At 72.3% G+C, this 15363-nt stretch carries 15 protein-coding genes; 7 read left to right on the forward strand and 8 right to left on the reverse strand.

Annotated elements, in window-relative coordinates; translation table 11 throughout:
• Window positions 1–41: 41 nt before the first annotated feature.
• From DEJ08_RS16280 to nagA, 5 genes are all read left to right on the forward strand, one after another.
• The gene (locus tag DEJ08_RS16280; protein WP_111054101.1) at window positions 42–1424 is read left to right on the forward strand and encodes an MFS transporter; all 1383 of its coding nucleotides are present in this window, start codon (window positions 42–44) and stop codon (window positions 1422–1424) included.
• A gap of 107 nt (window positions 1425–1531) precedes the next feature.
• On the forward strand, window positions 1532–1744 hold the full coding sequence (locus tag DEJ08_RS16285) for a hypothetical protein (RefSeq protein WP_111054102.1): 213 nt from the start codon (window positions 1532–1534) through the stop codon (window positions 1742–1744).
• A 128-nt stretch (window positions 1745–1872) separates the two neighbouring features.
• Window positions 1873–2733, forward strand: coding sequence for a formyltetrahydrofolate deformylase (purU, locus tag DEJ08_RS16290; RefSeq protein WP_111054103.1), 861 nt, complete (start codon window positions 1873–1875; stop codon window positions 2731–2733).
• Between the two features lie 8 nt (window positions 2734–2741).
• Window positions 2742–3149 (forward strand): YrdB family protein, encoded by a 408-nt coding sequence (locus DEJ08_RS16295; RefSeq protein WP_111054104.1) that lies wholly within the window; start codon window positions 2742–2744, stop codon window positions 3147–3149.
• On the forward strand, window positions 3146–4312 hold the full coding sequence (gene nagA, locus DEJ08_RS16300; RefSeq protein ID WP_111054105.1) for an N-acetylglucosamine-6-phosphate deacetylase: 1167 nt from the start codon (window positions 3146–3148) through the stop codon (window positions 4310–4312). Before DEJ08_RS16295 ends, nagA begins: the two co-directional genes overlap by 4 nt.
• Before the next feature lie 34 nt (window positions 4313–4346).
• Here nagA and DEJ08_RS16305 read toward each other — a convergent pair whose 3' ends face one another.
• From DEJ08_RS16305 to DEJ08_RS16320, 4 genes are all read right to left on the reverse strand, one after another.
• Complete coding sequence (locus DEJ08_RS16305) at window positions 4347–4862, reverse strand: hypothetical protein (protein WP_111054106.1); 516 nt, start codon at window positions 4860–4862, stop codon at window positions 4347–4349.
• A gap of 31 nt (window positions 4863–4893) precedes the next feature.
• A complete protein-coding gene (locus DEJ08_RS16310; RefSeq protein WP_111054107.1) occupies window positions 4894–6765 on the reverse strand; it encodes an alpha/beta hydrolase in 1872 nt (623 codons plus the stop codon).
• Window positions 6762–7040: a hypothetical protein gene (locus DEJ08_RS16315; RefSeq protein ID WP_111054108.1), complete on the reverse strand. Its 279-nt coding sequence runs from the start codon at window positions 7038–7040 to the stop codon at window positions 6762–6764. Before DEJ08_RS16315 ends, DEJ08_RS16310 begins: the two co-directional genes overlap by 4 nt.
• 67 nt (window positions 7041–7107) lie before the next feature.
• Window positions 7108–9555, reverse strand: a complete 2448-nt coding sequence (locus DEJ08_RS16320) for a GH92 family glycosyl hydrolase (RefSeq protein WP_258367013.1) — start codon at window positions 9553–9555, stop codon at window positions 7108–7110.
• Between the two features lie 145 nt (window positions 9556–9700).
• On the opposite strand from DEJ08_RS16320, the gene DEJ08_RS16325 reads away from it, so the two are divergent.
• On the forward strand, window positions 9701–10876 hold the full coding sequence (locus DEJ08_RS16325) for a MalY/PatB family protein (protein WP_111054110.1): 1176 nt from the start codon (window positions 9701–9703) through the stop codon (window positions 10874–10876).
• 15 nt (window positions 10877–10891) lie between these two features.
• Here DEJ08_RS16325 and nagB read toward each other — a convergent pair whose 3' ends face one another.
• Window positions 10892–11677 carry a glucosamine-6-phosphate deaminase gene (gene nagB / locus DEJ08_RS16330; protein WP_110895274.1) on the reverse strand — a complete coding sequence of 262 codons (786 nt, stop codon included), beginning with the start codon at window positions 11675–11677 and terminating at the stop codon, window positions 10892–10894.
• 60 nt (window positions 11678–11737) lie between these two features.
• Between nagB and DEJ08_RS16335 the strand changes: the two genes are divergently transcribed.
• Complete coding sequence (locus tag DEJ08_RS16335; protein ID WP_017888122.1) at window positions 11738–12217, forward strand: NUDIX hydrolase; 480 nt, start codon at window positions 11738–11740, stop codon at window positions 12215–12217.
• Between the two features lie 169 nt (window positions 12218–12386).
• On the opposite strand, the gene DEJ08_RS16340 is transcribed toward DEJ08_RS16335, so the two are convergent.
• The 3 genes from DEJ08_RS16340 to DEJ08_RS16350 are packed head-to-tail and all read right to left on the reverse strand — an operon-like array spanning window position 12387 to window position 15360.
• Window positions 12387–13457 carry an ABC transporter ATP-binding protein gene (locus tag DEJ08_RS16340; RefSeq protein ID WP_111054111.1) on the reverse strand — a complete coding sequence of 357 codons (1071 nt, stop codon included), beginning with the start codon at window positions 13455–13457 and terminating at the stop codon, window positions 12387–12389.
• Complete coding sequence (locus DEJ08_RS16345; RefSeq protein ID WP_111054112.1) at window positions 13454–14368, reverse strand: ABC transporter permease; 915 nt, start codon at window positions 14366–14368, stop codon at window positions 13454–13456. The genes DEJ08_RS16340 and DEJ08_RS16345 overlap by 4 nt, the downstream gene beginning before the upstream one ends.
• Window positions 14365–15360: an ABC transporter permease gene (locus tag DEJ08_RS16350; protein WP_258367014.1), complete on the reverse strand. Its 996-nt coding sequence runs from the start codon at window positions 15358–15360 to the stop codon at window positions 14365–14367. The genes DEJ08_RS16345 and DEJ08_RS16350 overlap by 4 nt, the downstream gene beginning before the upstream one ends.
• Between the last annotated feature and the right edge of the window lie 3 nt (window positions 15361–15363).

A 15363-nucleotide genomic window follows, 5' to 3' on the forward strand; every position in this document is an offset into this window, starting at 1 on the left:
CGACCACGGGCAGCGGCTTCGGCCCGAAGCTCCTCATCCCGGTGCTCGTCGGGCCCCTGCTCAACCCGATCAACACCACGATGGTGTCCGTCGCCCTCACCCCGATCTCCCGCGACCTGGGCATCGGTGCGGCGCAGGCGATCTGGCTCGTCGCGGCCCTGTACCTGGCGAGTGCGATCGCGCAGCCCACGATGGGCAAGCTCGCCGACCGGTTCGGCCCGAAGAAGGTGTTCCTGACCGGGCTCGTCATCGTCGGGATCGCCGGGGTGGTGCCCGAGGTCCTGACCGGGTTCGGCGGGGCCGTGTTCGCCCGGGTGCTCATCGGCATCGGGACGTCGTCGGCGTACCCGGCGGCGCTCACCACCCTCCGACAGCACTCCGTCCGGATCGGGAAGCCCACGCCGCCGCTCGTGCTCGGGGCGCTGTCGATCACGTCGCTCGTGTCCGCCGCCGCCGGCCCACCGCTCGGCGGGGCGCTCATCGCCGCGTTCGGCTGGCACGCGATCTTCCTGGTGAACGTGCCGCTCGCGGTGTTCGGCATCGTCGTGGCGACGCTCTGGCTGCCGTCCGACCGACTGCGTCCGCGCGACGACGCCGAGTTACCGGTGCTGCAGGCGCTCGACCCGCTCGGCATGGTGCTGATGACCGGGACCGTCTCGGCGCTGCTCGTCTTCCTGCTCGACCTGTCCGCCGGGCTGTGGTGGCTGCTCGCGGTGGCCGTCGTGCTGCTCGTCGCCCTGGTGGCGTGGGAGCTCCGGGCCGTGCGACCGTTCGTCGACGTGCGGCTGCTGGCCCGGAACGGCGCGTTGTCCCGGACGTACGGCCGCCTGTTCCTGACGTACCTGCTCGCCTACACGATGACCTACGGGTTCTCGCAGTGGGTGCAGGACGTCGCGGGCTACCCGAGCGACGTCGCCGGGTACATCCAGCTGCCGGCCGCGATCGTCGCCGGGGTGGCCTCGTTCGTGGTCGCACGGAAGACCGCGATCCGCGGGCCGCTCGTCGTCGCCGCACTGGTGCCGATCCTGGGCGGTGTGCTCCTGCTCTTCCTGCACACCGGGTCGCCCGTCGTCCTGCTCGCCCTGACCCCGGCGCTGTTCGGGGTGCCGCAGGCCCTGGCGTCGGTGTCGAACCAGGCGGCGCTGTACCGGCTCGTCCCCGCGGAGTACATCGGCACCGCGGCCGGGCTGTCCCGCACTGCGGTGTACATCGGGGCGATCGCGGCGTCCTCGCTCATCGGTGGCGTGTTCGGCCAGGCCCCGACGACGCCGGACCTGCACGTGCTGGCGTGGGTGATCCTCGGCGTCGCGGTGCTCTTGACGGTGCTGACCCTGGCCGACCGTCGCCTGCGGGACGCCGACGCCGGGCGCGCCGCCGCCGCTGCGCCCGCGCCCGCGCCCGCACTCGCACCCGACGCCGAGTGAGCAGAAGATGACGGGTCGCACCCCCGCACCCGACGTCTTCTGCTCACTCGGCGGCCTCCGGACGTCCTGGAGCACCTCGCCACCCGCGGACCGGTAGCGTCGCGGGCATGGCGAACGGCGGCGGGTTCAGCAGCGACACCAAGGCAGGCGCGATCTGGAACGTGGTGATCTGCGGCATCCTCTGCATCGGCATCCCGATCGCGGCGATCGTCAACGCCGACCGGGGCTCCGCGTACGTCGGCATCGGCATCGTGGCGACGGTCCTGGCCCTGTGCATGGAGGTCTACTTCGTCCGTCGTCTGCTCGCGCGCCGGCGCTGACGCCGGGCGCGGCACCGCCGCTGCGCCCGCCGCCTGACGCTTCGTGAGCACAAATGGTCGAGTCGCCGTGGCGCACTCGACCATTCCTGCTCACGAAGCACCTTCCCCGCGGCCGGTACCCTGATCCGGTGACCGACCCGACCCCCACGCACTGGACCCTGACGCTCGTCTGCGACGACCAGCCCGGGATCGTGCACGCCGTCTCCGGAGCGATCGTCGCCGCCCAGGGCAACATCACCGAGTCGCAGCAGTTCTCCAGCGCCGACACGAACACGTTCTTCATGCGCCTGCAGGTGATGGCGCCGGTGGACCGCGCCGCCTTCGAGGCAGCACTCGCCCCCGTCGCCGCCCGCTACGACGCCCGCGTCCAGCTCGACGTCGTCGGTCGTCCGCTGCGCACCCTCGTGCTCGTGTCGAAGGCGGGCCACTGCCTGAACGACCTGCTCTACCGGCGGCGCGGTGGACAGCTGCCCATCGAGGTCCCGCTCGTGCTGTCGAACCACGCGGACCTGTCCGAGCTCGCCGCGTTCTACTCCGTGCCGTTCGAGCACCGCCCGGTCACCGACGCCGAGTCGAAGGAACAGATGGAGCGGCGCGTGCTGCAGGCGGTGGAGGAGCACGACATCGAGCTCGTGGTCCTCGCCCGCTACATGCAGATCCTGTCGCCCGAACTCTGCGCCGCACTCGAGGGGCGTGCCGTCAACATCCACCACTCGTTCCTGCCCGGCTTCAAGGGCGCGAACCCGTACCGGCAGGCGCATGCCCGCGGGGTGAAGCTCATCGGTGCGACCGCGCACTTCGTGACGAGCGACCTCGACGAGGGCCCGATCATCGAGCAGAACGTCGTCCGCGTCGACCACACCAAGGAACCGGCCGAGCTGGTGTCCATCGGGCAGGACGAGGAGTCCCGCACGCTCACCCAGGCGGTGCGCTGGATCGCGGAGGACCGCGTCCTGCTCGACGGCGCCCGCACCATCATCTTCAAGTAGGCAGCACCATGACCAACGCCCCGCAGTCCCCCGTCGACTGGGAATCGGTCCCCGACCCGGCAGCCGTCCGGCAGCCGCGACGGCGGTTCGAGGCCTGGATGATCCTGCGGATCGCCGTGATGGCGTTCGGCCTGCTGTCCCTGGCCTTCTGGGGCTACTGGTCGTGGCAGCTCCCGCTCCCCGGCTACCTGTTCATGGTCGGGGCTCCGCTGTTCGCCGCGGTCGTCTGGTACTTCTTCCGGTCGCCGCGCTCCCCGATCGAGACCGACATCGTCGGCAAGACCATCGTCGAGGTCGCCCTGGTCGTCGCCGCAGGCGCGACCTGGATCTCCATCGGCCACCCGGTCGTCGGCATCGTCTTCATCGTGATCGCCGCCCTGAGCGGCGTGATCGCGTTCCGCAAGGAGACCGCATGAGCACCACGGGCCTCCAGACCGGCCAGGAGGCCCAGCGCACGCTGGTCCGCGCAGCCCGCGTCGTCGACGCGGCCGGCACCACGGCCGACGGCTGGGTCCTGGTCGTCGGCGACACGATCCACGCGACCGGCTCCGGCCCCGAGGCCCCCGTGGCCGACCGGGTCGTCGACCTGGGCGACGCGGTCCTGACGCCCGGCTTCGTGGACCTGCACGGGCACGGTGGGGCGACCGAGGCGTACGAGGACGACTCGTTCGACCGTTCGCTCGCGATGCACCGTTCGCACGGCACGACCCGCTCCGTCCTGTCGCTCGTCGCGAATCCGGTCCCCGCGCTCGCGGCGTCGCTGGCCCGCGTCCGCGCCGTGATGGCGACCGACCCGCTCGTGCTCGGTGTGCACCTGGAGGGGCCGTTCCTGTCCCCGCACAACAAGGGCGCCCACAACGAGTCGTTCCTGATCGAGCCGACCCCCGCCGCGGTCGACGCCCTGCTCGAAGCGGGCGAGGGTGTCATCCGCCAGGTCACGATCGCGCCCGAGCTGCCCGGAGCGCTCGACGCCGTCCGCCGCTTCGTCGACGCCGGCGTCACGGTCGCCGTCGGCCACACGGTCGGCACGTACGACCAGGCGCGGGCCGCGTTCGACGCCGGCGCGACGATCCTGACCCACGCCTGCAACGCGATGCCCGGGCTGCACCACCGCGCACCGGGGCCGATCGGGGCCGCCGTGGCGGACGACCGCGTGACGCTCGAGCTCATCCTGGACGCCGTGCACGTGCACCCGGTCGTGGCGGACACGCTCTTCCGAGCGACGCCGGGTCGGGTGGCGCTGATCACCGATGCGATGGGTGCCGCCGGCGCTGCGGACGGCTCGTACCGGCTCGGGTCGCTCGACGTCACGGTGACCGACGGCGTTGCACACGTGGCGGGGACGGAGACCATCGCGGGGTCGACGCTGACGCAGGACGTGGCGCTCCGCAACGCGGTCTCGCTCGCCGGGCGGACCCTGCCCGAGGCCGTGGCGGCGCTGACGAGCGTGCCGGCCGGCGCGCTGGGGCTCGGCGACCGTCTGGGTCGGCTGGCGCCGGGGTTCGCCGCCGACATTGTGGCGCTGACGCCGTCGCTCGAGGTCGAGCGCGTCTGGGGCGGCGGGCGCGAGCTGCGCTGAAGCGCGCACGGCGCAGACGGCTCGCTCGGACACGTCACGGCAGGTCGGTCGGGCGGGGGTTGAGCGGCTCACCGAACCGTGGGGCCCGGCCGGGGACGCAGTGGCCGTCGATGGACAAGTCCGCGTACGAATCGAACGCCTGGAAGAAGATGGCGAACCCGTCTGCCGCTGTCCCACCGAGGTACCCCTTCGGGTAGCTGATGACCGTCCGCTCCGGCGTGAGTTCCGTGTCGTGCTGAACACGCGCACCCTCGTACCCGATCGCCGCGAGGGCCCGTGTGACCCCCTCGGCAACCTGATCCGCTGTACCAGGAAGCGGGAGCCGCCGAGTGCTCGCGTAGGTGTACTGCCCAGCGTCCTCGCCATCACTTCCGCAGAGGTTCCACCCGGGGTCCTCGTCACCCCAACCGTCCTGCCCGACGACCGAGCGCACGGCGGCGAAGATGTCCAGGACGTCCTGGTGCGACTGTTCGACGTTCATCGACGTGTCCTTCTGCATCGGGGAGTCCGGGGCGGCACCGGTGCACCCGGTCAGGAGTGCGGTGACCACCAGGACTCCGGCGAGTGCAACGCCCCACGGTTCAGAGCGTGGGGTCACCGGTGCCCCCGGTCTGCCAGCCGTACATGAGCCAGTCGTCCTTGGTCTGCTGCCGCATCCGGTCGAAGGGGCCGCCTCGCTCCGGGATCTCGTCCCCGTGTCCCATCGCCGCTCGTGCAGCGTTGTGCTGGGCGGTGGTCCCGTCGTCGAAGTACGAGTACCGGCCGTCGTCGTCATCGCCGTCGTACGGCCCGTGGCGGGTGACGCCGTGCAGGGTGTCCGACCCTCGGCCCTCGGTCTCGGAGCTGAACGCGTGCGCGTCCCACGTCGACTCGGTCGGGTCACGCCGACCGGACAGGTTCTGCCCGGTGACGGCCCAGCCGTCCTTCGCGCCCTGGCTGGCGAAGACCTGCCCCTCGGGCACGTGCAGCGCGGACGCGTTCGGTACGGCGTCCGTCACGCCGGCCGAGCCGAGCAGCACCACGTGGTCGGCGTGGGTCTTGGTCAGGGCGATGGTCGCCACGGTCGTGCCGTAGGAGTGCCCCATGACGGTCAGGTCGGCGTCCCGCCCGGCGGCCGCTCGCGCCGCGTGGAACCCGTCGAGGTCGGCGACGAGTCGCTCGGCGCCCGCTCGCGCTCGGTCGTCCGCCAGGACGGTCCGGAAGGACGGGTCGTCGGCCATCGGCGGGTGGTAGCCGATCCAGGACACGACGGCGATGTCACTGCGGCGGATGCCAGCCACACGAGCTTCCTCACGACGCATCCCGCGGGCGATCGCGCTGTAGTCCTGCACCGTGCCGTCCTGGTACGTCGCGGTGTTCATGCCCGGCACGATGACGCTGACGTGCCTGGCACGGTCGAGGTCACCCGCGACGATCTGTGCGAGCGGGGGACGGTCGTCGACGAGTGCCACCAGCGAGACCGGTGTCGTGGCGAGGGTGTCCTGGATGTTCCGGTAGGCGTCGCGCTGCCGTTCCCAGACGAGCAGCTGCTCCCGTGCCGTCGCCGCTTCGGCCGGGTTCCGGGCGGCGTCGTGCCGCCCACGCCAGTGGCGGACCTGCTTCCACGCGTGTGCGAGCCGGTCAGCCAACATCGTCGTGTTCGCCCGTGCCCGCGCCCAGGAGGCGACACCGTTCAGGTTGCCGATGACCGCCGGCATCGCCGCGACGAACGCCCGCTGGAGCGCGGACGGCACACCGTCGACGCCCGACATCGCCTGCCACCACCCGGCCACCTGCGCAGGGTCGAGTCCGGCGAGCCGCTCGGCGACCCGTGCGTCGTCACCGAGCGCGGCGACGGTCTCCGGGTCGAGGGTGCCGAGCCAGGTGAGGAACTGCCCGTCACTCATCGCGGACACGACCGTCGCGGAGACCAGCTTGCCGAGCACCGACCGGTCCTCGAGCGCGGAGGCCGCCGCTCGGTCGGCTGCGGCTCGGCGGGCGACGAGCTCGTCCCACTGCGCCGTCAGCCGAGCGTCCAGCGCTGCCAACCACTCGCCGCTGCGCTCCAGCTGCTGCAGGAGCGCACGGTCCGACTCGACCGCATCCGGTCCGGACGCCACCACGGTGGCATCGCGGATCGCCCGCTCGTTGGCCGCGATGTCGTCCGCGGTGTTCCGCCGGGTCGTCTGCAGGCTCGCGGCGTCGTCCTGGATCTCCCGCACCTGGCGCGCGTAGGTGGCGAGTGCGGCGGAAGCCGCGTCCAGCCGCGCCGCGACGCGCTGGGCACTCGCCGGCATCGCCGCCGCCGTCACGAGGAACCGCTGTTGCGCCCGCCCTGCCCAGCCGGACGCCGCGTGCTCCGCGGCGACGAGCACGTGCCGGGCGCCGTCACGGACCGCGTCCGAGTGGTCGTCGTGCCGACGGGCGATCCGATGGATGCCGTCCGGGTCGCCCGCGACGGGGTCCGCGCTCACCGGACCCGCCGGGCGAGCTCGGCATCCGCACGCAGGACCGCTTCGGCGGCGGCGGTCACGTACTCGCGCAGCGTGTCCGCGTCGTCACCGAGGGACCGGATCATCGCGTCGTGCGCCCTGGCCGACGCGACGAACGCGGACTCGACCGCCCCCGAGCCGAACGCACCGCCGTCCGAGCCGGACAACGGGCGCTCAGAGCGGAGGTCGGTGACCGCCTGCCCCGCCGCTCGTGCGACCGCCTGCATCGTCGGCAGGTCGACCGTCAGATCCCCCATGGTGCCCCCTCGTGCTCCCCGAGGAGGTCAACATATCACCGCTGAAGTACGGTGTGTCAAGCGGTGTTCAGCGGTCGACCGGGCGCCCCCGCTGGCCACTCGCCCACGACGTGTCCGCCGTGTCCCCGACCCGCAGGGACAACGTGCCGCCCCGCGTCACGAAGGACGCCGGCACCCAGGACCGCTCGTGCGTCCACCCGTTCAACCGGGCGCCGTGCACGTACGGCTCGGTCCCCGAGGACCGGATGACGATCCGCTCGCCGCTCGACCGCCGGATGTCGACCGTGCTGAACGTCGGGCTGCCGATGAGCATCTCCGCTCGCCCGGGCGTCTGCGGGAACAGGCCGATCGAGGCGAAGACGTACCAGGCGCTCATCGTGCCGAGGTCGTCGTTGCCCGGCAGGCCGCCGGGGCCGGTCGAGTAGGCGTCGTCCACGACCTGCCGCACGGTCTCCTGCGTCTTCCAGGGCTTGCCGAGGGCGTTGTACATCCACGGCGTGTGGATGTCGGGCTCGTTCGTCGGGTCGAACTTCGTGGCGTCGCCACCGGTCACCGCGAACGCACCGGTGCTGTCGTGGAAGAACTCGTCGAGCCGAGCGGTCGTGGCGTCGTCACCGCCGAGCGCGCTCGACAGTCCCTGCACGTCCTGCGGCACGAGCCAGGTGTACTGCGCGCTGGTGCCCTGCGCGAACCCGGTGCCGGTCGAGGGCGACCAGTCGGGCGTCCACGATCCGTCGGCCTGACGAGCAGCCTGGTAGCCGACGGCGGCGTTGAAGGTGTTCTTCCAGTAGGTCCCCCGCTCGGCGAACATCCGTGCGTCGGAGCGCAGCCCCAGGGAACCCGCCCAGTACCCGAGCGCGCTGTCGGAGATCGAGTCCTCGAGGGTCTCGGCCGCACCACCCCAGCAGGAGCAGTCGTCGTTCGCTGCGTACTGCCGCTCCAGGTACTCGTCGAGTGCGGGCCGCTGCGCCAGGCACTGCCCCGGGCACCCGATGTCGCTCTCGGCGTCCGCGTTCTCGACCGTCGCCTGGCGCTTGAGCGAGGCGTAGGCGGCCCGGACGTCGAAGTTCCGGACGCCCATGGCGTACCAGGTGGCGAGCGTCGCGGCCGAGGGGTCGCCGGTCATCACGTGCGTCGGCGCTCCGAGGTGCAGCCACCGGTCCCACACCCCGCCGTTCTGCTCGGCGAACCGCAGCATCGACTGCGCCATGTCCCCGGCGACGTCCGGCCGCAGCAGCGCCAGCAGCTGGATCTGCGCCCGGTACTGGTCCCACCCGGAGTACGTGCCGTAGACGGCCCGGTGTCCGCGGTCCATCCGGTGCACGCGCAGGTCCGGGCCCAGGTAGCGCCCATCGCGGTCGTTCAGCGTGTTCGGCTGCATGAGTGCGTGGTAGACCGACGTGTAGAGCTGGGTGGTGCGGTCCGCTGTACCGCCCCCGACGCGCAGGCGCGACAGTTCACGGTTCCAGGAGGCCCGTGTGCCGGCCGCCACGCTGGCGACGGTCGAGCGCTTGGTCACCTCGCCGTCACGGTTCGCGGCCGCCCCGGCCGCGCTCACGTACGAGATGCCGATCTTCGCCTGCACCGTCGCTCCGCGACGCGCATCGAACCCGACCCACGCGCCGGAGCCGCGTCCGGCGCGGTCGGCGCCGGTCAGGTAGCCCTCCCCACCGGAGGAGGACGTGCCTCCAGGCTGGACCGTGCCGTCCTTCCAGGTGCCGGTGCTCGCGAACGCCGTGTCGAAGGTCGCGGTGAAGTAGAGGCGGTAGTAGCTGCGGCGGTCCGGGTTGGTGGCGCCGCCGCCGTTCGCGCGGCGGCTGCAGAAGCCGCCGGTCAGGACGCTGCCGCTGACCGTGCGGGTGCGGGGGTCGACGCGGGTGATCGCGGCCTCACTGCCGTTGATCGAGTTCGACGTGCGGAAGAGCAGGTTGGCGTCCTTTCCGGCCGGGAACGTGAACGCGCCGACGCCGGCACGGGTGGTCACGGCCAGGTCGGTGCGGACGCCGTTGTCGAGCGTGACGCCGTAGCGGCCGGGGCTCGCGGACTCCTGGTCGTGGGAGTACCCGGCGGCGTAGACGGCGTCCTTCGAATCGGCCGACGGCGAGGTCGTGACCGGGGTCGTGACCGGCATGATCGGCACGTCACCGGCAGCCCCGGGAGCACACCCGGCACCGTTCAGGTGCGTCAGGCTGAAGCCGCGCAGCCGGTTCACGTCGTACGAGTAGCCGTTCGCGACCGGGGTCGACGTCTGGTCACCCGCGGTGCCCGTGGGACTCCACTGCAGCATGCCGAACGGCGCCGTGGCACCCGGCCAGGTGTTGCCGTTGTTGCTCGTGCCGATGAACGGGTCGACGTACCGCGCGGGATCGCTGACGGTCCGTCCGGGCTGCGTCGAGGGCGTGGCCACGGCCGGCGCGGCGACGATCGCCGTGCCCAGCAGTGCGGCGATCGTGGCCACCGCGGCGAGCGGGAGCGGACGGACGAGCGGGCGACGGTGCACGCGAGATCGGTTCACATCGGTGACGCTAGCCCCCTCGGACGGGGGACGCCGCCCGCGTCACCGACCGCTCTCCCGCTGTTCACGTCGGGTTCGGCGACGGGCCCGGCCCTGCCCGGCGCCCACCCTCGCGCCCCGCGTGCCTCGCTGTCAGGATGGGCGCATGAGCGTCATGGTGTCCGTCTTCGATGCGTACCGGTCCCGCACGAGCGAGAAGTACACGGCCTACCCGCCGGACGTGCTCCCCATGTTCGTCGCCGAGATGGACAGCATGCTCGCCGAACCGATCCGCGACGCCCTGGTCACCGCGGTGACGAACGGCGACACCGGGTACGTCGGGCACGGACGGGCCCTGCCCGAGGCGTTCGCCGACTTCGCCGAGAGCCGGTGGGCATGGCGGGTCGACCCCGACCTGGTCCGCACCACCACGGACGTGTCGGTCGCGGCGGTCGAGGTGCTGCGCCGGGTCATCGAGCCGGGCGACCAGGTCGTCATCATGCCGCCCGTGTACCCGCCGTTCTGGGAGTACGTGTCCGAGGCCGGCGGCACCGTCACCGAGGTCCCGCTGCTCGCCCCCGCAGGCCCGGCCGACCCCTTCGACACCACGGCCGGCTGGCGGATGGACCTGGACGGCATCGCACAGGCGTTCGCCGACGGAGCCCGCACGGTGCTGCTCTGCAACCCGCACAACCCCCTCGGCCTGGTGCACGACCGCGAGTCGCTCGTCGCACTCGCGAAGCTGGCCGCCGAGTGGGGCGCCGTCGTGGTGTCCGACGAGATCCACGCGCCGCTCGTGCACGCCGACGCGGTGTTCACGCCGTTCCTGGAGTCCTGCCCCGAGGCCGCGTCGCTCGGCGTCGCCCTGACGAGTGCGAGCAAGGCCTGGAACCTCGCCGGCACGAAGTGCGCGATGATGATCGGCGCCTCGGAGCGGGCCCGCGCCTGGTTCGACGGACTGCCGACCGAGGTCGTCGAGCGCACCGGCATCCTCGGCTACACGGCGAGCGTCGCCGCCTTCAGCGAGGGCGAGCCGTGGCTGGCGTCACTGCTCACCGAGCTCGCGGCGAACCGGCGCACCCTGGCCGAGCGGATCGGCGACGTGCTGCCCGGCGCCGAGTACCGGCAGCCGCAGGCGTCGTACCTGGCGTGGCTCGACCTGCGCGCGCTGCCGTGGGGCGACGACCCCGCGGCGGAGCTCGTCGACCGGGCGAAGGTGGCGCTCGGCTCCGGCCCGGCGTTCGGACGGCAGGGCCGGGGCTTCGCGCGGCTGAACTTCGGGTGCTCGGCGGAGACCCTCGACGAGGGGCTCAGCCGCCTCGCCGCAGCGGCCAGGGCCTGACCCCGAGCCAGACGCCTACTCGAACCGCTGCCAGGCCGGCTTGTTCGCGTACGTGTAGCGGTAGTAGTCGGCGAGCTGCAGCCCGGCGGCGGCTTCCTCGTCGACGACGACGGTCGCGTGCTCGTGCAGCTGCAGGGCCGAACCGGGCACGAAGGAGCTGAGCGGCCCCTCGATCGCAGCGGCGACAGCGGCCGCCTTCGACGGGCCCTGGGCGACGAGGACGAGCTCGCGGGCCTCGAGGATGGTGCCGAGCCCCTGCGTCATGCAGTGCGTCGGGACCTGCTCGGGCGAGTCGAAGAAGCGCGCGTTCGCGTCACGGGTCGACGGCGCGAGGGTCTTGATGCGGGTACGCGAGGCGAACGACGACGTCGGCTCGTTGAACCCGATGTGGCCGTTGGCCCCGATGCCGAGGATCTGCACGTCGATCCCGCCCGCGGCACGGATCGCGGCGTCGTACTCCTTGGCCGCGAACTCCAGGTCGGCGGCACGGCCGTCCGGCACCCGCACGCGCGAGGCGTCGAAGCCGAGCGGCGCCACGACGTCGCGGGCGATCACGGCCGCGTACGACTCGGGGTGCTCGAGCGGGATGCCGACGTACTCGTCGAGGGCGAACCCACGGGCCTCGGCGAACGAGATCTCGCCCGCCTGCACCCGGCGCTGCAGGTCGGTGTAGATGCCCTGCGGGCTGGATCCGGTGGCGAGACCGATGACGGCGGACGGCTTCTTGGCGACGACGGACGCGATCTTGGCCGCGGCGACGCGACCGACCTCGTCCGGCGTGGGCAGGATGATGATCTCCACACGGCAAGCCTACTGGTCATGACCAGTCTGCGACAGGGGTCGCATGGGTAGCGTGGAGGCATGCCGACCCCCGACTTCGTCCTGTCCCTGCGCGAGAAGATCGGCACGGCACCGCTCTGGCTGTCGGGCGTGAGCGCCATCGTGACCCGCGGCTCCGGCGCCGATCGCGAACTGCTCGTGGTCCGGCGGGCCGACACGGGCGCGTACACCCCGGTCACCGGGATCGTCGACCCGGGCGAGGAACCCGCCGTCGCCGCCGAACGCGAGGTCCTGGAAGAAGCCGACGTCGTCGCCGTCGCCGAACGCCTGGCCTGGGTGCAGGTGCTGCCCGAGATGACCTACCCGAACGGCGACCGGTCGCAGTACCTCGACCTCGTCTTCGCCTGCCGGTACGTCTCCGGGACGCCGAACCCCGCCGACGGCGAGAACACCGAGGCGTTCTGGGCTCGGCTCGACGCCCTGCCCGACATGTCGGAGAACATGCGGGCGCGCGTCGAGGCCGGACTGGCGGACGAGCGCGAGGCGCGCTTCCAGCGCTGACCCCACCGGTCTGGAGGCGCGGTGCCAGGCCGCCACGGGCCTCCCGTCCGCCGTCGGTCGCGCCCACCCCGCCAAAGCGACAGAAGTCCGCGAAGCATCCGCGCCCATCTGTCGCTTTCGCGACGGTGAGCGCGGTCGCGAGCGCGATCTGTCGCTTTCGCGGGGGGAGCTACGCGAGCGGCGCGACCGCGACCGGTGCGCCGAGCAGGCGCACGGCGACGGGGTCGCCGGTGGCCCGGCGGTCGCCGACCTCGTGCTGGACGGTCACGACGGTGTCGTCGTCCAGGCGGACGGTGGTCCGGCGGATCGAGCCGAGGAAGCTCGAGGTGACGACGGTGCCGGTGATGCCCTCCGGGGCGAAGGCGATGTCCTCCGGCCGGACGTAGGCGAGCACCGGCCCGTCCGGAGCCGAGGAGTCGAGCGCCGGCACCCGGAACCCGTACACGAAGACGTCGCCCCCGCGCAGATCGCCCTGCAGCCGGTTCGACTGGCCGACGAAGTCCGCCGTGAACGCCGACGACGGGGTGCGGTAGAGCTCCTCGGGCGTGCCGACCTGCTCGATGTCGCCCGCCTGCATCACGGCGATCCGGTCGGAGACGGCGAGCGCCTCCTCTTGGTCGTGCGTCACGAACACGGTGGTGATGCCGAGGTCGCTCTGGATGCGGCGGATCTCGTCGCGCAGCGACACCCGGACCTTCGCGTCGAGGGCCGACAGCGGCTCGTCGAGCAGGAGCACCCGGGGGCGGGTGACCAGGGCACGGGCCAGGGCGACGCGCTGCTGCTGCCCGCCGGAGAGCTGGTGCGGGTACCGCTCGGCGAACTCGCCGAGGCGGACCATGTCGAGGGCCTCGACCACGCGGCTCTTGCGCTCGGCGGCGGGGACCCGGCGCATCTCGAGGCCGAAGGCGACGTTCTGCCGGACCGTCATGTGCGGGAACAGCGAGTACTGCTGGAAGACCATGCCGATGTCGCGCTTGTTGACCGGGGTGTCGGCGACGTCCTGCCCGTCGATGCGGATCGAGCCGGCGTCGATGGCCTCGAGGCCCGCCAGCGCGCGGAGCGCCGTCGTCTTGCCGCAACCGGATGGGCCGAGCAGTGACACGAACTCCCCCGGCTCGACACGGAGGGACAGTCCCGCGAGTGCACGGTGTGCGCCGTAGTGCTTCTCGACGGCGTGGAGTTCGACGACGGCACCGGTGGTGGCGAGGGACGCCGGGGCTGCCGGAGCGGTGACGGTCATGCGGACTCCTCGAGGCGGGGACGACGGGTGGTGCGGGTGCGGCGGACGCGGCCCGGGCGACGGGTCCCGATGCGGCCGATGAGGACGAGCAGCACGAAGCCGAACGCGAGCGCGGCGACCGAGAAGATCGCGGCGACGTACGGGTCGGTCCCCTGCACGAGCACGAGCCCGGTCTGGAACGTGCTGCGGGAGAGGAACGCGGCCAGGGTGTACTCGCCGAGGACCACGGTGATCGTGAGGAAGCACGCGGCAGTGATGCCCCGGCGCAGGTTCGGCAGGAGCACGCGCCAGGTGACGGTCCACCACGAGGCACCGAGCGACCGGGCCGCCTCGGACAGGACGATCAGGTCCGTCGCGGTGATGGCGGCGGCGATCGGGCGGAACGCGAAGGGCAGCGTGATGATCCCGATCGCGAACGCCAGCGTCCAGGAGCCGGACCCGAAGACCTGCGAGACGACCTGGTACACGGGGATGAACCCGACGACGAGCACCACGACCGGCACGGTGATCGGCACGATGCAGACGAACTCCAGGACGCTCCGGAGCCTGGGGTAGCGGAGCGCGGTGATGATCTGGGCGGGCAGCAGCACGAGCAGCACGATCCCGACGGTGATCATGGCGATGAGCAGCGACGCCCCGAGCCCGTCGAACACCGGCTGGTAGGTGAACGCGTTGGCCGGGTCACCGATCGCCGCCCAGTGCGCGAAGGTGAGCCCGCCGTCGGTGCCCTGCCGGAAGGTGAACTGCAGCAGGGCGACCAGCGGCACGGCGAACAGGAGCCCGATCACGGTGAGCACGATCGCTGCCGCACCACGGGACGGGGCCGTGCCGAAGCGGCGGACGCGGGACGGGCCTCCGAGCCGAACCGGCTTCGCCGGGCGGACCGGACGGACCGGGGCCGCCGCGCTCATCGCTGCCACCTCGCGGCACGGCGCTGCAGCAGCGAGTACGCGCCCATCACGACCGCCATCACGACGACCATGCCGAAGGCGAGCACCCCGGCGACGTTCTGCAGGCCGGCGAGCGTCTCGCTGGTGAGCTGCGTGCGGATCGTCAGCGGCACGATGCCGCCCTGCGAGATCAGGGCCGCGGCAGTGGCGAACGACGAGAAGCCGTTCGCAAAGAGCAGCAGGAGCGACCCCCAGAACGCCGGTGCCAGGACCGGCAACGCGATCCGGCGCCAGTACGTCAGGCGCGAGGCGCCGAGGGTCGCGGCGGCCTCGCCCCACTGGGTCTTGACGCCCTCGAGTGCGGGCATGAACGTGAGGACCATGAGCGGCACCTGGAAGTAGACGTAGGGGATCACGAGCCCGGGCACCGTGTACAGGAAGGCGCCGTCCGCGTTGAGGTCGACGTGGAAGACCGTCACCAACCACGTCGTGACGAGGCCCTGCACGCCGATCGTGGCGATGAACGCGAACGCGAGCATGACGCCGCCGAACTGGGCGAGGACGCTCGCCGCCGAGTCGATCATCGACCGGACCAGTCCGTCCGGCCGCAGTGCCGAGAGCGCCCAGCAGACGACCGCACCGAGCACGGCACCGATGACCGCGGAGGCGGCGGACAGGCCGAACGACCCGCCGAACGCCCGCAGCACGGACGGGTCGGCGAAGGCCGCGAGGTTCGCGAACGTGAACGCTCCGGAGCCGTCGAAGAAGCCGCTGCCGATCGCGATCACGGCGGGGACCGCGAGGAACAGCAGGACGTAGGCAGCGAAGGGCGTCAGCCCCAGCCAGGCGAGGCCGACGCGGCGCCGGACACGGGGTCCGGCACCGCGTCGGACGGCATCGGCGGACGCGCGTGCGGACGTCGGGCGCACGGGGCTCGTCGCGCTCGTCGCCGGTGCGGCGTCGGTCGCGGCTGCGCCGCTCGCCGCGGGCGCGTCTGCCGATGCGGTGGTCATGCT

Source organism: Curtobacterium sp. MCLR17_054, assembly GCF_003234335.2.
GTDB classification, from domain to species: Bacteria; Actinomycetota; Actinomycetes; order Actinomycetales; family Microbacteriaceae; genus Curtobacterium; species Curtobacterium flaccumfaciens.